This is a genomic window from Streptomyces sp. NPDC005017, from assembly GCF_042873115.1.
Classification (GTDB): Bacteria; Actinomycetota; Actinomycetes; order Streptomycetales; family Streptomycetaceae; genus Streptomyces.
On the sequence record NZ_JBIALD010000005.1, the window covers coordinates 137493 to 153578 of the forward strand.

At 71.9% G+C, this 16086-nt stretch carries 12 protein-coding genes; 7 read left to right on the forward strand and 5 right to left on the reverse strand.

Features of this window, described 5'->3' with window-relative positions; translation table 11 throughout:
- The first annotated feature begins 42 nt into the window (after window positions 1-42).
- The 3 genes from ACFYR0_RS09910 to ACFYR0_RS09920 all read left to right on the forward strand — a co-directional run bounded on the left by ACFYR0_RS09910 (window position 43) and on the right by ACFYR0_RS09920 (window position 2493).
- Entirely contained in the window at window positions 43-591 is a 549-nt protein-coding gene (locus tag ACFYR0_RS09910; RefSeq protein ID WP_389324099.1) for an RNA 2'-phosphotransferase, read from the forward strand.
- Between the two features lie 301 nt (window positions 592-892).
- Window positions 893-1336 (forward strand): hypothetical protein, encoded by a 444-nt coding sequence (locus ACFYR0_RS09915; RefSeq protein WP_389324102.1) that lies wholly within the window; start codon window positions 893-895, stop codon window positions 1334-1336.
- Between the two features lie 230 nt (window positions 1337-1566).
- Entirely contained in the window at window positions 1567-2493 is a 927-nt protein-coding gene (locus tag ACFYR0_RS09920) for a Cof-type HAD-IIB family hydrolase (protein WP_389324105.1), read from the forward strand.
- A 92-nt stretch (window positions 2494-2585) separates the two neighbouring features.
- On the opposite strand, the gene ACFYR0_RS09925 is transcribed toward ACFYR0_RS09920, so the two are convergent.
- From ACFYR0_RS09925 to ACFYR0_RS09940, 4 genes are all read right to left on the reverse strand, one after another.
- A complete protein-coding gene (locus ACFYR0_RS09925) occupies window positions 2586-3629 on the reverse strand; it encodes a M23 family metallopeptidase (protein WP_389324108.1) in 1044 nt (347 codons plus the stop codon).
- A 358-nt stretch (window positions 3630-3987) separates the two neighbouring features.
- A complete protein-coding gene (gene cydD, locus ACFYR0_RS09930) occupies window positions 3988-7506 on the reverse strand; it encodes a thiol reductant ABC exporter subunit CydD (protein ID WP_389324111.1) in 3519 nt (1172 codons plus the stop codon).
- Between the two features lie 70 nt (window positions 7507-7576).
- Window positions 7577-8584 (reverse strand): cytochrome d ubiquinol oxidase subunit II, encoded by a 1008-nt coding sequence (gene cydB, locus ACFYR0_RS09935; protein ID WP_389324114.1) that lies wholly within the window; start codon window positions 8582-8584, stop codon window positions 7577-7579.
- Window positions 8585-8604: 20 nt separating this feature from the next.
- Complete coding sequence (locus ACFYR0_RS09940) at window positions 8605-10113, reverse strand: cytochrome ubiquinol oxidase subunit I (RefSeq protein ID WP_389324117.1); 1509 nt, start codon at window positions 10111-10113, stop codon at window positions 8605-8607.
- 209 nt (window positions 10114-10322) lie between these two features.
- Here ACFYR0_RS09940 and ACFYR0_RS09945 point away from each other — a divergent pair, with 209 nt between their 5' ends.
- Window positions 10323-10718 (forward strand): cyclophilin-like fold protein, encoded by a 396-nt coding sequence (locus ACFYR0_RS09945; RefSeq protein WP_389324120.1) that lies wholly within the window; start codon window positions 10323-10325, stop codon window positions 10716-10718.
- A gap of 45 nt (window positions 10719-10763) precedes the next feature.
- Here the strand turns inward: ACFYR0_RS09945 and hisC are convergent, their stop codons facing one another.
- Entirely contained in the window at window positions 10764-11843 is a 1080-nt protein-coding gene (gene hisC / locus ACFYR0_RS09950) for a histidinol-phosphate transaminase (protein WP_389324123.1), read from the reverse strand.
- A gap of 516 nt (window positions 11844-12359) precedes the next feature.
- Between hisC and ACFYR0_RS09955 the strand changes: the two genes are divergently transcribed.
- From ACFYR0_RS09955 to ACFYR0_RS09965, 3 genes are all read left to right on the forward strand, one after another.
- The gene (locus tag ACFYR0_RS09955) at window positions 12360-13472 is read left to right on the forward strand and encodes a LacI family DNA-binding transcriptional regulator (RefSeq protein ID WP_389324126.1); all 1113 of its coding nucleotides are present in this window, start codon (window positions 12360-12362) and stop codon (window positions 13470-13472) included.
- 385 nt (window positions 13473-13857) lie between these two features.
- The gene (locus ACFYR0_RS09960) at window positions 13858-14955 is read left to right on the forward strand and encodes a metallophosphoesterase (RefSeq protein ID WP_389324129.1); all 1098 of its coding nucleotides are present in this window, start codon (window positions 13858-13860) and stop codon (window positions 14953-14955) included.
- A 192-nt stretch (window positions 14956-15147) separates the two neighbouring features.
- On the forward strand, window positions 15148-16011 hold the full coding sequence (locus ACFYR0_RS09965; protein WP_389324132.1) for a hypothetical protein: 864 nt from the start codon (window positions 15148-15150) through the stop codon (window positions 16009-16011).
- Window positions 16012-16086 lie beyond the last annotated feature (75 nt).

Genomic DNA, 16086 nt, shown 5'->3' on the forward strand with positions numbered 1-16086 from the left:
AAGAAAGTGCGGGAGAGTCGCCCGCTCGGCATGCTGGGTCGCATGGACGAAAGACGCACCGTGAAGGTGTCGAAGTACCTCTCCAGGCATCTGCGTCATCAGCCGGAGCGGATCGGGCTCACCCTCGACGACGGAGGCTGGGTGGAGATCGAGACCCTGATGACGGCCGCCGCCGGGCACGGGTTCCCCTTCTCGCGCGAGGAACTGGACCACGTGGTGGCCGCCAACGACAAGAAGCGCTTCGCCGTCGAGGGCACCCGGATCCGCGCCAGCCAGGGCCACAGCGTCGACGTGGACCTGGGCCTGCCGCCGGCGACCCCGCCGCCGTATCTGTACCACGGGACCGTGGCCCGCAGTCTGGACGCGATCCGGGCGGAGGGGCTGCGGCCGATGAACCGCCATGACGTGCATCTGTCCGTGGACCGGGAGACCGCCACGCGGGTCGGTGCCCGTCGGGGGCGGCCCGTGGTACTGACGGTGGACGCGGGCGCCATGCACCGGGACGGCCATGTCTTCCACGTCAGCGCGAACGGGGTGTGGCTGACACAGGCCGTGCCGCCGGGGTATCTGCGGTTCTCGGAGTCGCGGTGAGGGGTCGCGGGGAGCGGTGGTCGCGCGGAGGGGTGGGGTCGCGGGAGCGGTGGTCGCGCGGAGGAGTGGGATCGCGGGGAGCGGTGGTCGCGCGGAGGAGTGGTCGCGCGGAGGCGGTGGGGCGCTGGGCTGTGGCTGAGCGCGGGCCGGGCCGGGGCCGTGACCGGCAGGGCTGCGGCTGAGCACGGATCGGGCTGTGGCTGGGGCTGGGGCTGGGGCGGGTCCGGTCGAGAAGCAGGGCCTGGCCGAATCAGGGCCGCGCCGCTATGCCGGTGCGCCGGCACCCGGCATGATCACTGGTATGGACCATTTGCCCACCACCGAGGCGGCCGTCGACGCCCTGCGGGCCATCGCCGACGAGTACGCCCGCGAGATCGAGGTCACCCACGACATAGGCGCCGACCAGACCTCCCGGCGGACGACCGCGGGTGTCGGCGTCACCACCGACGCGGACGGCTCGCTACCGCACGAGGCCCATGTCGAACTGGGCGGCCTCCCCGTCGTCAGCGTGCGGCTCTACCCCGAGGACGACGCGCTGATCACCGTGGACGGGGTGGAGTGCCCCGACGTCGACCGCGACGACGTGCCCGCCTTCGTACGCGCCCTCTACGACGGTGGGGCCTGGGTCAGGACCCGGCGGTTCCCCCCGGGAGACTTCCTGATGGTCCCGCTGCCGGGCGACCGGGTGCACAAGGAGTTCGTCCTCGTGGGGCTCACGCCTTGGCTGGCCGCCCGCGTGCGGTGACCTCGCGGGGGTGCGTGGCGACCTCGGGGTGCGCACAGTGACCTCGTGCGGCGAGCAGTGGCCTTATGGGCGAGCAGTGATCTCGTGGGGCGCGCAATGACCTCGTGGAGGCCGGCGGCCGAGCCGGACAGCCCCGGCAGGCCGGACCGGCGCGGCGGCCCGGGAGCCCGCACCGCCCAGATGTGCGGACCGCCGCACGCCCGTGCGGGCATATGCGCGAGAATGGCCGGGTGACCTCAGCGACGCGACAGCCCGAGCCCTCGGCCTCCTCCCCGCTCTCGACCTCGCTCGACGCCATATCGCCCGGTCGGGCGGGCGCACCGGTCGTCCGGCCGCGACTGATCGCCACCGACCTCGACGGCACGCTCCTGCGCGACGACAAGTCGGTCTCACCGCGGACCGTGGCCGCGCTGGCCGCCGCCGAGGAGGCCGGCATCGAGGTCTTCTTCGTGACCGGCCGCCCGGCCCGCTGGATGGACGTCGTCAGCGACCACGTCCACGGCCACGGCCTGGCCATCTGCGGCAACGGCGCCGCCGTGGTCGACCTGCACGGCGGCCCCGGCGCCCACCGCTTCGTCAAGGTGCGCGAGCTCGCCCGGGAGAACGCCCTGGACGCCGTACGACTGCTGCGGGACGCCGCGCCCGGCACGATGTACGCGGTCGAGCAGACGTACGGCTTCAACCAGGAGCCGGACTACCCGAAGCTGCACATGGAGATCCCGGACAACCTGGCACCGGCCGAGGAACTGCTCGGCCAGGACGCGCCCGGCGCCGGCGAACCCGTGCTGAAGATCCTCGCCTTCCACCCCACGATCGACCCCGACGCGTTCCTCACCCTGGCCCGCCTCGCGATCGGCGACCGTGCGAACGTCACCCGCTCCAGCCCCAGCGCCCTTCTGGAGATCAGCGGCCCCGGCGTCTCCAAGGCCAGCACCCTCGCCCTGTGCTGCGCCGAGCGCGGCATCTCGCACGAGGAGGTCGTGGCCTTCGGCGACATGCCGAACGACGTCGAGATGCTCACCTGGGCCGGCCGCTCCTACGCGATGGGCAACGCCCACCCGGACGTGATCGCCGCGGCCTCGGGCCGCACGGTCGCCAACAACGAGGACGGGGTGGCCGTGGTGATCGAGGAGCTCCTGACGCAGGCTCAGGCGTAGGCGGCCCGCCGGGGCCCCGCGCATCCGGTCCGCCCAGGCCCGCGGCCCCGCTCCCGAGCGGCGCGGCCGGCCCGCCGCGCCCCGCCCGGCCGTCACAGGTTCACCCCGCGCGCGGCCAGCCACGGCACCGGGTCCACCCCGGAGCCCAGCTCAGGGGTGACCCGGACCTCGAAGTGCAGATGCGGGCCAGTCGAGTTCCCGGTCGTGCCGGACTGGCCGATCCACTGCCCGGCGCCCACCCGCTCGCCCTCGTCCACGGCGACCGAGGCCAGGTGGGCGTACTGCGTGTAGTAGCCGCCGGGGTGTTCGACGAGCACCTGGACGCCGAAGGCGCCCCCGCAGGACACGGCCGCCACCCTGCCGTCGCCGACCGACCGCACCGGCGTGCCGATCGGCACCGCGAAGTCCTGCCCCGTGTGCCGGTTCGCCCAGCGGTCGCCGCCGCTGCCGAAGCCCGCCGACAGCTCGTACGTCTCCACCGGCGCGACCCAGCCCCGGGTGGCCGTGGCGGGCGGCTGTTCGAGCCTGACCGCGCCCCGGCAGCTGCCCGCGAGGGCCGACGCGTCCGCCTCCCCCTGGAGCCTGGAGCGGGCCTCCTCCAGCTTCGCCTCGATGGTCTGCTTCAGGGCGGCCAGTTCGCCCCTGCGCTTCTCCAGGTCCTGCCAGGCCGCCGCGGCCTTCGCCTCGTCGGCCGCGAGCCGCCGCTCGGCGCGCCGGTTCTTGTCGATCGCGTTGTCGAGCGCCAGGTTCGCCTGGGAGAAGACGTGCTGGCCGCGCATCAGTTCCTCCGGACTGCCCGCCAGCACGATCTGCGCGGCGACCGGGAGCCCTCCGCCGTCGCGGTACTGGGCGCGCGCGATCCGGCCCAGGTCCTCGTGCAGCACGGCGATCTCGCTCCGCTGCCGGTCCAGCAGTGCCTCGTAGTGCCGCGCCAGGGCTCGCTGTCCCTCGGCCGCCCGCCGCCCGTCCTCGTACTGCCGGGTGGCCACCGCCGCGTCCGCGTACAGCCGGGCCACCTGCGCCGCCGTGCTGTCGGCGGCACCGCCGGGGTCGGAGGCCGCGGGGCGGGCGGCGAGGACGGCGCCCGCGATCAGCAGCACCGGAACGATCAGAGGGCGACGGCGAGGTGATGGCATGTCAGTGATCGTGACCCCGGCCCCCACCCCGAGTCCTGTTCAAGTCGTACGGCTGGGGGACGCATTGCTGCGAACGGGGTGATGGGGCGTCGCTGCACCGAGTCGCTGAGACGGTGGCCGCCTGAGCCCTGGAGGCGGTGCATGCCGCCGCCGGAGGCTGGGGTGCCGGAGCGCTGGGGCTTCTGGGGTGCTGTGGTTGCTTTGGCGCTGCGGGCGCTGGGGGTTCGGGAGTGCTGCGGTGGCCGGGGCGCCGCGGGCGCTGGGCCGCCGCGGGCGCTGGGCCGCCGCGGGCGCTTGGGCGCCGGGGTGGTCCACGCCCCCGCCGTCCGGAGCGTGTCCAGCTGCGCCGCCCTCGCGCCTACGGCGTCGCCACCGCCAGGGACTCCGTGGCCGCCTCCCGCTCGGCCATCGTCCGCAAGGGGCCCGCCACGGCGGCCAGTTCCGCGAAGCCGCCGCGCTGGACTACCTGCCCGCCGGCCAGCACGATCACCTCGTCCACGTCCCGCAGTCCGGCCAGCCGGTGCGTGATCAGCAGCGTCGTCCGGCCCTCGGTGGCGGCCAGCAGGTCCGCGGTCAGCGCGTCCGCCGTCGGCAGGTCGAGATGCTCGGCGGGCTCGTCGAGGACCAGGACGGGGAAGTCGGCGAGCAGCGCGCGGGCCAGCGCCAGCCGCTGCCGCTGCCCGCCGGACAGCCGGGCCCCGTGCTCCCCGACCAGCGTGTCGAGCCCGTCCGGCAGGCCCTCGACCCAGTCGAGCAGCCGCACCCGGGCCAGCTCGTCGCGCAGTTCGGCGTCGGTGGCCCCGCGCCGGGCCAGCAGCAGGTTCTCCCGTACGGAACTGTCGAAGAGGTGCGCGTCCTGCGCGCACAGCCCCACGAGCCGCCGTACGTCGTCGCCGTCCAGCGCGTACGCGTCCACGCCGCCGAGCGTGTACGAGCCCGTCTCCGCGTCCAGGAAGCGCAGGAGCACCTGCGCCAGCGTGGTCTTGCCGGAGCCGGACGCCCCGATGACGGCCACCCTGCGGCCCGGTTCCAGGCGCAGGTCCAGTCCGGCCAGCGCCGCCCGGTCCTGTCCGGCGTGCCGCGCGCCCAGGTCCTTGAGGACGAGCGGGAACGGCGAGGCGGGCGCCTGGCGTGGCCGCTCCGGCTCGCGCACGGGCTCGGGGGTGTCCAGCACCTCGAAGACCCGCTCGGCGCTCCTGCGCACCCGCTGCCGGAACTGCACGGCGAGCGGCAGCCCGAGCACGGCCTCGAAGGCGGCCAGCGGGGTCAGCACGACCACGGCCATGGCCACGCCGCTCAGCCGCCCGTCGGCGACCGCCTGCGCGCCCACCAGCGCGGCCCCGGCCACGGTCAGCCCGCAGACCAGCGCGGTGAGTCCGTCGCCGAGCGCGGTCGCCGCGGCGGTGCGCGAGGCGATCCGGGTGAGGTCCCGGTCCGCCTCCCGGGCCTCGGCGGTACGGCGGGGCAGGGCACCGGCGACGGTGAGCTCCGCGGTGCCGGACAGCAGGTCGGTCACGCGGGTGGCGAGCACGCCCCGGGCGGGGGCGAGCCTGCGCTCGGCCCGGCGGGCGACCGCGCCCGTGGCGAGGGGCACCCCGGCCCCGGCCGCGAGCAGTCCGGCCGCCAGGACCGCGCCGGCCTCCGGCAGCAGCCAGGCCGTGAAGCCCACGGACAGCGCGGACACCAGCGTCGCCGCCCCGGCGGGCAGCAGCCAGCGCAGCCAGTAGTCCTGGAGGGCGTCCACATCGGCGACGAGACGGCTGAGCAGATCGCCGCGGCGGGTGTCGCGCAGTCCGGCGGGTGCCAGCCGCTCCAGACGCCGGTACACCGCGACCCGGGTGTCGGCCAGCATCCGCAGCACGGCGTCGTGCGACACCAGCCGCTCCCCGTACCGGAACACCGCCCGTCCGATGCCGAAGGCACGCGTCGCCGTCACGGCCACCATCAGATACAGCACCGGCGGCTGCTGCGAGGCGCGCGAGATGAGCCATCCGGAGGTCGCCATGAGCCCGACGGCACTGGCGAGGGCGAGGCTGCCCAGCAGCAGGGCGAGGGCGAGGCGGCCGCGCCGGGGGCCGGACAGGGCACGGACCCGGTCGAGCACATGCGTCGTGGCCCGGGTCGACGGGGCGGCGGCCGCCCGCTCCGGAGCCGGGGTGTGTCCGGGTGCCTCGTCGTCGGCGGTGCGGGCCGCGGGGGTCGTCGCCGTGGTCCGCTCCCGGGGTGCTCCCACGGGCTCCTCGGGCGCCTCCAGCCGTACGACCCGGTCGGCCACCGCCAGCAGCGCCGGCCGGTGCACGACGAGCAGGACCGTGCGCCCTGCGGACAGCCGCCGCACCGCGGCCACGATCTCCGCCTCGGTCTCCCCGTCCAGGGCGGCCGTCGGCTCGTCGAGCAGCAGCACGGGACGGTCGGCGAGGAACGCCCGTGCCAGCGCGAGCCGCTGCCGCTGCCCGGCTGAGAGCCCGGCCCCGTCCTCGCCGAGCACGGTCGCGGCACCGAGAGGCAGCGCGTCCACGAACTCCAGCGCCCCGGCGTCCCGCAGAGCCCGCCGTACGGCCGTGTCGTCGGCGTCGGGACGGGCGAGCCGGACGTTGTCCGCGATGGTCCCGGCGTAGAGATGCGGTCGCTGCGGCACCCACGCGACCCGGGTCCGCCACTGCTCCAGGTCGGTCCCGGCGAGGTCCGCCCCGCCGATCCGCACCTGTCCGGCGGCCGGCCGCACGAACCCCAGCAGCATGTGCAGCAGCGTCGACTTGCCCGCGCCGCTGGGTCCGACGAGCGCCACGGTCTCGCCGGGCCGCACGGTGAGGGTGACGTCGGTGACGGCGTCCGCCGTCCGGCCGGGGTAGCGGACCCGGACCCCGTCGAGGTCGAGCGAGAGCGCGCCCGCGGGCGCGGGTCCGGTGCCGGCGTCGGGTACGGGCGTCTCCAGGACCTCGAAGATCTCCTCGGCGGCTGCGAGTCCCTCCGCCGCCGCGTGGTACTGCGCGCCCACCTGCCGCAGCGGCAGATAGGCCTCGGGGGCGAGCACGAGGATGACCAGCCCGGTGTACAGGTCCATCTCGCCGTGCACGAGTCGCATGCCGATCGTCACGGCGACCAGGGCCACCGAGATCGTGGCGAGCAGTTCCAGCGCGAAGGAGGACAGGAAGGCGATCCGCAGGGTCCGCATGGTCGCTTGGCGGTACTCGCCGGTGATGCGCCTGATCGACTCGGCCTGGGCCTTGGCCCGGCCGAACACCTTCAGCGTCGGCAGTCCCGCGACCACGTCCAGGAAGTGGCCGGACAGCCGGGACAGCAGCCGCCACTGACGGTCCATGTGCGCCTGGGTGGCCCAGCCGATCAGCATCATGAAGACCGGGATGAGCGGCAGGGTGCCGACGATGATCGCGGCGGACACCCAGTCCTCGGTGACGATCCGGGCCAGCACCGCCACCGGAACCACCACCGCGAGCCCCAACTGCGGCAGATAGCGCGAGAAGTAGTCGTCGAGGGCGTCCACGCCCCGCGTGGCGAGCGCGACGAGCGATCCGGTCCGCTGCCCGCTCAGCCAGCCGGGCCCGAGCCGGACCGCGCGCTCCAGCAGCCGCCCGCGCAGCTCCGACTTCACGGCCGCGCTCGCGCGATGGGCCGCCATCTCGGTCAGCCAGGCGATCACCGACCGGCCGACCGCGACGGCCACGAGCAGCAGCAGGGGAGTACGCAGTTCACCGACCGACAGCCCGCGCTGGAAGGCGCCGACCACGACCTCGGCGATGAGCATCGCCTGGGCGATGACGAGCACCGCTCCGACGGCGCCCAGGGCGACGACGGCCGCCAGGAACAGCCGGGTGGCGCGTGCGTGGCGGATCAGACGCGGATCGATCGGTTTCACGTGAAACATGCCCTTCGGTCCAGAGAGGATGTTTGACGGTGTTTCACGTGAAACACCCTCCCGGGCGGACTCAGTGCGAGGCCTCGACAGCGATGTGGTGCGTGCCGATGCGCTTGCGGAACACCCAGTACGTCCACCCCTGGTAGAGCAGGACGATCGGCGTGGCGACGGCCGCGCACCAGGTCATGATCTTCAGGGTGTAGGGGCTCGACGAGGCGTTGGTGACCGTCAGGCTCCAGTCCTCATTGAGCGAGGAGGGCATGACGTCCGGGAAGAGGGAGAGAAAGAGCATCGCCACCGCGGCCACGATGGTGACCCCGGACAGGGCGAACGCCCATCCCTCCCGCCCGGCCCGGACCGCGGCGAGCGCGGCGACCAGCGCGGCGACCGCCACGATCAGCGCGACCAGGCTCTCACCGTCACCGCTGTCGACCTGGGTCCACAGCAGGAAGATCAGCGCGGCCACGGCGGTCACGAGCCCGACCTTCAGCGCCAGTGCCCGCGCCCGCTCACGGATCTCGCCGACGGTCTTCAGCGCCGTGAACACCGCCCCGTGGAAGGTGAACAGGGTGAGCGTCACCAGGCCGCCGAGCAGCGCGTAGGGGTTGAGCAGATCCCAGACGTTGCCGACGTACTCCATGTCGGCGTCGATCTTCACGCCTCGCACGATGTTGCCGAAGGCGACACCCCACAGGAACGCGGGGAGCAGCGAGGTCCAGAAGATCGCCGTCTCCCAGTTGCGCTGCCAGCTCTCCTCGGGCCGCTTGGCCCGGTACTCGAAGGCGACACCCCGGACGATCAGGCAGACCAGGATGAGCAGCAGCGGCAGATAGAAGCCGGAGAAGAGGGTGGCGTACCACTCCGGGAAGGCGGCGAAGGTCGCGCCGCCCGCCGTGAGGAGCCAGACCTCGTTGCCGTCCCAGACCGGGCCGATCGTGTTGATCAGCACCCGCTTCTCGAGCCGGTCGCGGGCCAGCAGCTTGGTGAGGATGCCGACCCCGAAGTCGAAACCCTCCAGGAAGAAGTAGCCGGTCCACAGGACGGCGATCAGGACGAACCAGACGTCGTGCAGTTCCATGACTGTGCAGCTCCCTCGGCCTAGTACGAGAAGGCCATCGGCTTGTCGGCGTCCCGGGGGTCGCCGCCGATCTTCGTGGGCGGATTGAGATCGGCCTCGGTGAGCTCGGGCGGGCCGGCCTTGATGTACTTCGCCAGCAGCTTGACCTCGACGACCGCGAGGATCGCGTACAGGGCGGTGAAGACGATCATCGAGGTGAGCACCTCGCCCTGGGACACATGGGGGGAGACCGCGTCACGCGTCCTGAGCACGCCGTAGACGACCCAGGGCTGGCGGCCCATCTCGGTGAAGATCCAGCCCCAGGAGTTGGCGATCAGCGGGAAGGCCAGGGTCCAGATCGCGATGCGCCAGTACCACTTGGTGAGCTTCGGACTGAGGGCCTTCTTGCGGAACAGCACCAGGTTCGGCACCTCGTCCTCACCGGTCCGCAGCGCCTGTGGGAGCAGGAACTTCTTGCGGGTCAGCCAGAGTCCGACCAGGCCGATCGTGAACGACGCCATGCCGAAGCCGATCATCCAGCGGAAGCCCCAGTACGCCACCGGAATGTTGGGCCGGTAGTCGCCGGGCCCGTACCTCTCCTGCTCGAGCTTGTTGATGTCGTTGATGCCGGGGACGTACGAGGTGAAGTCGTCCTTGGCCAGGAAGGACAGCAGGCCGGGGATCTCTATCGCGACCTTGTTGTGGCCGGCGTCGACATCGCCGTAGGCGAAGACGGAGAAGGGCGCGGGTGCCTCGCCGTCCCACAGCGCCTCGGCGGCGGCCATCTTCATGGGCTGCTGCTCGTACATGATCTTGCCGAGCACATCGCCGCTGACCGCGGTGAGCAGACCGCCGATGGCGACGGTGACCAAGCCGAGCCGCAGCGAGGTCCTCATCTCGCGGATGTGCCGCTTGCGCAGCAGATGGATGGCGGCGATGCCGACCATGAAGGCGCCACCGGTGAGGAAAGCGGCGGAGAGGGTGTGGAAGGCCTGGGCGAGCGCGGTGTTCTGGGTGAGGACGTGCCAGAAGTCGGTCAGTTCCGCCCGGCCGCGCTCCTCGTTGATCCGGTAGCCGACCGGGTGCTGCATCCACGAGTTGGCCGCGAGGATGAAGTACGCGGAGAGGATCGTGCCGATCGACACCATCCACATGCAGGCCAGATGGATCTTCTTGGGCAGCTTGTCCCAGCCGAAGATCCACAGACCGATGAAGGTGGACTCGAAGAAGAAGGCGATGAGCGCCTCGAAGGCGAGCGGTGCGCCGAAGACGTCACCCACGAAGCGCGAGTAGTCCGACCAGTTCATACCGAACTGGAACTCCTGCACGATGCCGGTGACGACACCCATCGCGATGTTGATCAGGAAGAGCTTCCCCCAGAACTTGGTCGCCCTGAGGTACTTCTCCTTCTCCGTCCGCACCCACGCGGTCTGCAGTCCGGCCGTCAGGGCGGCCAGCGAGATCGTCAGCGGAACGAACAGGAAGTGGTAGACGGTGGTGATACCGAACTGCCAACGCGCCAGGGTCTCGGGCGCCAAAGCCAATTCCACGTCGTCGTCTCCTTACTCGCCGTGGACACAGCGGCAGTTTGCCCCTTTTGTCTCGCACACCATGGGAGCAACCGGGACACGCTTGTGAACGCGTTCACATTCACAAGCAATTATGACGCACTGATTTTCGGACGGGACAGGGGGGTCCCTCCTTGACCGAAGGGTCGACCCCCTGGCAGCAAACTCAACATATTGTTGAGTTGCCGGCCATGCAGACACGGCCCGCTTCGCCACGCATACGGATCTCCTGGCCTGCGGGTCATCTCACCGCGAGCCTCGACAACACCCCGGCTGCGGAGACACTCGCCAAGGCCCTGCCCCTCGTCTGCACCGCCGCCACCTGGGGCGAGGAGGTCTACTCCGACACAGGTGTCTCGGTTTCACGTGAAACCGGCGCACGCCAGGTCGTCGACCCGGGCACGGTCGCCTTCTGGACCGACGGCGGCGCCCTCGCGCTCCCCTACGGACCGACGCCGATCTCCCAGGGCGAGAAGTGCCGTCTGGCAAGCCCCTGCAACGTCCTCGGCCGCCTCGGCGGCGACCCCCGCCTGCTGGCCACGGTCCGCGACGGGGACCCGGTCCGGGTGGAACGCGTCGAGCTGTGACCGTCCCCGGGAACCGGGGGCGGTCACAGCTCGACAAGAACGGCCTCAGATCTCCTTGCGGAAGCCTTCCGCCGTCTTCAGGAAGATGTCGTTGCCCTCGACCTCGCCGACCGTGACCCGCACACCCTCGCCGAGGAACGGCCGAACCACGACCCCAGCCTGCTCGCAGGCGGCCGCGAACGCCGCGGTGCGCTCCCCCAGCCTCATCCACACGAAGTTGGCCTGGGTGTCCGGCACCGTCCAGCCCTGAGCGCGCAGCCCGTCGACCACACGTGTGCGCTCGCACACCAGCGAGCCCACCCGGCCGAGCAGTTCGTCCTCCGCCCGCAGCGAGGCGACCGCCGCGTCCTGGGCGAGCTGGCTGACGCCGAAGGGAACCGCCGTCTTGCGCAGCGCCGCCGCGACCGGCTCATGGGCGATGGCGAACCCGACGCGCAGGCCGGCCAGACCGTAGGCCTTGGAGAAGGTCCGCAGGACGCAGACGTTCGGCCGGTCCCGGTACAGCTCCACACCGTCGGGCACATCGGCGTCCCGGACGAACTCGCGGTAGGCCTCGTCGAGCACGACCAGCACATCGCCGGGCACCCGGTCCAGGAACCGCTCCAGCTCGGCCCGCCGCACCGCCGTCCCGGTGGGGTTGTTGGGGTTGCAGACGAAGATCAGCCGGGTCCGTTCGGTGATCGCCTCCGCCATCGCGTCCAGGTCGTGCACATCGCCGGACGTCAGCGGCACCTGGACCGAGGTCGCGCCGCTGATCTGCGTGATGATCGGGTACGCCTCGAAGGACCGCCAGGCGTAGATCACCTCGTCGCCGGGGCCGGCGGTGGCCTGGATCAGCTGCTGGGCGACACCGACGGAACCCGTGCCCGTGGCCAGGTGCGTCACCGGCACCCCGAAGCGCTCGGCCAGTTCCTCCATCAGACCGGTGCAGGCCATGTCCGGGTAGCGGTTGAAGGCGGTGGCGGCCGCGGTGACGCTCTCCATCACACCGGGCAGCGGGGGATAGGGGTTCTCGTTGGAGGACAGCTTGTACGCCACAGGCCCTCCGGCCGCGGCGGGCTTGCCCGGCTTGTAAGTGGGGATACCCGCCAACTCGGCGCGCAGCCTCGGGCTCGTCTCGCTCACCGCAGTCCTCCTCGCGATCACCGGCGGACCGTCCGCACCGCCGGCTTCCAATGCTTCTCACCTTAAGAGGATTCGGCCCGCGTGCGTATGGGCCAGCGCACACGTCCTGCACCTCGTGCGGCTCCCCTGCACCGCCGCTCCGCCTCGTTCCGCCGCCCCCGCCACGGTGCGCGGCGGGCTCGCCCACCCCGGACCGGCGCGCCACACACTTCACACCGACAACAGGGGCATCATCGGAGGAAGGCGCATGAATCGGGGGCGCGCCCTACATATATCTATGCGCCGGTAGCTTGCGCCGTGGCGCGCATCCCTCGTGAAGGTGAGTTGAGACCTCTTCGAGACATCAGGCAGTTGGCAGGCGGGTGCGCGCGGACAACCCACGTATCACGGTAGAACCCACTAACTCCCTTGCTTTCAAAGGGAATCAACCTTGGATCGCCTTGCAGAAACGTGCCTGTCAACAGGTGCATATGCGTCCGCACTACCCCACCGTATGAGCCCTACTATCGGCTCGCCATGACAGCAGCAGGGAAGCACCAGGTGAGCCGCGCGGAAACCTCACGCCGAGGCAGCCGTCCGGGACGGGCGGGCATCAGAGACGTGGCCGCCGCGGCCGGGGTCTCCATCACAACCGTCTCCGACGCCCTCAACGGCAAGGGCCGGCTCCCCGATGCCACCCGTCGCCACGTCCGCGAGGTCGCCGACCGGCTGGGCTACCGCCCCTCGGCCGCCGCCCGGACCCTCCGTACCGGCAAGTCGGGACTCATCGGCCTGACCGTGACGACCTACGGGGATGAACCTTTCACCTTCACCGAGTTCGCGTACTTCGCCGAGATGGCCCGCGCCGCCACCTCCGCCGCCCTGGCCCGCGGATACGCCCTCGTCATCCTCCCCGCGACCTCCCGCCACGACGTGTGGTCGAACGTGGCCCTGGACGGCACGGTCGTCATCGACCCCTCCGACCAGGACCCGGTCGTCAGCGAACTGGTCCGCCAGGGTTTACCGGTCGTCTCCGACGGCCGCCCGGCCGGCTCGCTCCCCGTCACCGCCTGGGTCGACAACGACCACGAGGCCGCCGTCCTCGGCATCCTCGACCACCTCGCCGACGCCGGGGCCCGCCGTATCGGCCTGCTCACGGGCACCACGACCGACACGTACACGCATCTGTCCACCACCGCCTATCTGCGCTGGTGCGAACGCGTCGGCCAGGACCCGGTCTACGAGGCCTATCCGGCACACGACCCCTGTGCCGGCGCCGTCGCCGCCGACCGGCTGCTCGCCCGCCCCGACCGCCCCGACGCGGTCTACGGCCTGTTCGACCCCAACGGGACCGACCTGCTCGCCGCCGCCCGCCGCTACGGGCTGCGGGTCCCCGAGGACCTGCTGCTGGTCTGCTGCAGCGAGTCCACGGTCTACGCCAACACCGAGCCGCCCATCACCACCCTCTCGCTCAAGCCCCGCCGCATCGGCACGGCCGTGGTCCAGCTCCTCATCGACGCCATCGAGGGCGTGGAGTCGGACCACCCGGTCGAGCAGGTGATACCGACCGAACTGATCGTCCGTACGTCCTCCCAGCGCCGCCCGACCCGCCGCACGGTCAGCCCGCCGCGCTCCCCCGACCAGGGGTGAGCGGCGGGGCCGCCTCCACGCCACGCCGGACCGGCTCCCCCGGACCCGCCGAAAGCCGAAGCGCCGTCGCCACCGCACCCCGCTCCAGGGGGCCGGAACGAGACGCTCAGGGCGCGGAGAGGGAGCCGATCCGGCCAAGCTCCGCTCACGGAACGGGGCCGTCCGCTCTCGCACCGCCCACGGCATGATCCGAAACGCGGCTCCGCGGCGGCCGTCACCGGGACGAAGGTCGGCCCAATTGGGGCGAAAGGCGCGGTGAACCTGAGTACTCTTCCGATTCACCACCCCTGGGTCATCACACGGCACGATCCGCATTCCTATGATGGGCCCACGGCACCGCGGGCCGCTGCGACCAGGCAGTCCGATGGGGTGCAGGTGCGGCGCGATGGTGGAGGGGTCGATGACTCAGGGGGCCGGTCAGGGACCCGAGGTGGAGCGCACGGCGACGGTGCGCGACTTCCGGGTGCCCGCGTATGTCCACGAGACCGGTCCGCGTCCCGCGCAGGGCTCCCAACCCGCCGGTGATGCCGCCCCCACGGCCGAGCCGCTCGACTACCCCGAGGGGTACACCCCCACTCAGCGCGATCTGCCTGTCATCAATCGGGGTGACACTCTCCAGGTGACCGTGGACCCCGCGCCCGCGGTCGTCGAACGCCCCGCCACCGGCCCCGGCCCGCTGTTCGTGGTCGGCGACGTGCACGGCTATCTCGACGAACTGCTCGCCGCCCTGCGGGAGAAGGGCCTGATCGACGCCTCCGGTCAGTGGTGCGCCGGCACCGCGCGGCTGTGGTTCCTCGGCGACTTCACCGACCGCGGCCCGGACGGCATCGGCGTCATCGACCTCGTGATGCGGCTGTCCGCCGAGGCCGCCGCGGCCGGCGGCTACTGCAAGGCCCTGATGGGCAACCACGAACTGCTGCTCATCGGCGCCAAACGGTTCGGCGACACCCCCGTCAACTCCGGCGCGGGCACCGCCACCTTCCAGGCGGCCTGGCTGCTCAACGGCGGCCAGAAGACCGACATGGACCGCCTCCAGGACCACCACCTCCAGTGGATGTCCCGCCTCGACGCGATGGAGGAGGTCGAGGGCCATCTCCTCGTCCACTCCGACACCACCGCCTACCTCGACTACGGCGCCTCCATCGAGGAGGTCAACGACAACGTCCGCGAGGCCCTCACCCGCAACAACGCCGACGAGGTCTGGGACCTGTTCCGCAAGTTCACCAGGCGCTTCTCCTTCCGTGACGAGGGCGGCGACGCCGTGCGCTCGCTGCTCGACGTCTACGGCGGCACACGCGTCGTCCACGGTCACAGCCCCATCCCCTACCTCCTGGGCGAGGTCGGCTCGGAGGAGGGCGAGGACAGCGGCGGCCCGACCGTGGAGGGCCCGCACGTCTACGCGGGCGGTCTCGCCATCGCCATGGACGGCGGAGTGACCATGGCCGGGAAGCTGCTGGTGCAGCAACTTCCCCTGGATAAGTAAGCGTTCACCGGGCAGGCGCCCCAGAAGCGCGCTCGGGGAACGGCCGCGTCGGCCAGGACCCAATTTCTGCAAACCCCCTGTCACCGGCCACCGTCGCCGCTCTACCATCGGCTTATCCGTAGCAGGCTCCCCTCCGTTTCTGCCCGACGGCTCGTCAGCGTGCGAGCCCCAAGCCCTACGGAGCATCGGGGGATGCACATGAACAGCGTTCCGCAGCACCTGCTGAGCGAGGACCGCCAAGAGTACGAGCGGATCCTCGATGAGGCGCTGCGCTCCGCCCCACACCGTCCCGAACTGGCCGCTGTCGGTCAGCGGCTCAACCCCGAGCAACTGCGCACGATGGCCCTCAACGCCACCGCGCTCATCACGGCCGCCGCGGCGACCGAGTACCAGCACTATGTGAAGGTCCGCGAGGAACTGCGCCGCCCACCGTCCACCACGTCCTCCGTGCGTGAGTCCGGCTCCGCCGATCAGGGCGCGGGCACGGTGGGCCTCGCCCCCTCCATGGGCGAGGTCGCCGAGACCGCCGGCGCGGGAGCCGTCGCCGTCGTCGCGGTCCTGGCACCGGTCCTCGCCGGAACGGCCGCCGTGATCTTCCTGCTCGTCGGCTACCTCCTGAAGATGCTCGATCCGGACCGGGCGTTCGCCGAGACCATGCTCACGACCGGCTGGGTGTTCGGTGCCGTCACCGCCGTGGCGATCCTCGTCGCCGGCGCCGGCCTGCTGCTCACCGCTCTGCGCAACAGTCCCTCACTGGAGACCGGCCCCTACGGCGAGCCCGACGGAGAGGTGGAACGGGCCAGGCAGGCCTGGCGCGAGGCTCTCCTGGAGCGCGGCATCCTGCCGTTCCTCCAGGACGCGCTCAGCACCGCGCGCCCGGTACGCCTGCCCCGCACCACCTCGTCGGCACCCACGAGCCGTATGCCGCACCTCGGTTACGGCCGGCCGGGCTTCACCAGCCCCGGTGAAGGCTCCACCACGGGCACCCGTCCGAGCTACACCAGCCCGGACTTCACGAGCCCCGACTTCGGCGGCCCCGAGCACCAACCGGACTGACCCGGCTTGCGCCCCCGCCCAGGGGGCCCAAGCCGAACCCGGCCGACGGCCCGCCCGGTCGACGGCCCACCCAGC

Bases quoted from the DNA above. Each gene is read 5' to 3' on its own strand.
- ACFYR0_RS09910 (WP_389324099.1), top strand. From the start codon at position 43: ATGGACGAAAGACGCACCGTGAAGGTGTCGAAGTACCTCTCCAGGCAT.
- ACFYR0_RS09915 (WP_389324102.1), top strand. From the start codon at position 893: ATGGACCATTTGCCCACCACCGAGGCGGCCGTCGACGCCCTGCGGGCC.
- ACFYR0_RS09925 (WP_389324108.1), bottom strand. From the start codon at position 3,629: ATGCCATCACCTCGCCGTCGCCCTCTGATCGTTCCGGTGCTGCTGATC.
- cydB (WP_389324114.1), bottom strand. From the start codon at position 8,584: ATGGAACTGCACGACGTCTGGTTCGTCCTGATCGCCGTCCTGTGGACC.
- ACFYR0_RS09945 (WP_389324120.1), top strand. From the start codon at position 10,323: ATGCAGACACGGCCCGCTTCGCCACGCATACGGATCTCCTGGCCTGCG.
- ACFYR0_RS09955 (WP_389324126.1), top strand. From the start codon at position 12,360: ATGACAGCAGCAGGGAAGCACCAGGTGAGCCGCGCGGAAACCTCACGC.
- ACFYR0_RS09960 (WP_389324129.1), top strand. From the start codon at position 13,858: ATGGTGGAGGGGTCGATGACTCAGGGGGCCGGTCAGGGACCCGAGGTG.
- ACFYR0_RS09965 (WP_389324132.1), top strand. From the start codon at position 15,148: ATGCACATGAACAGCGTTCCGCAGCACCTGCTGAGCGAGGACCGCCAA.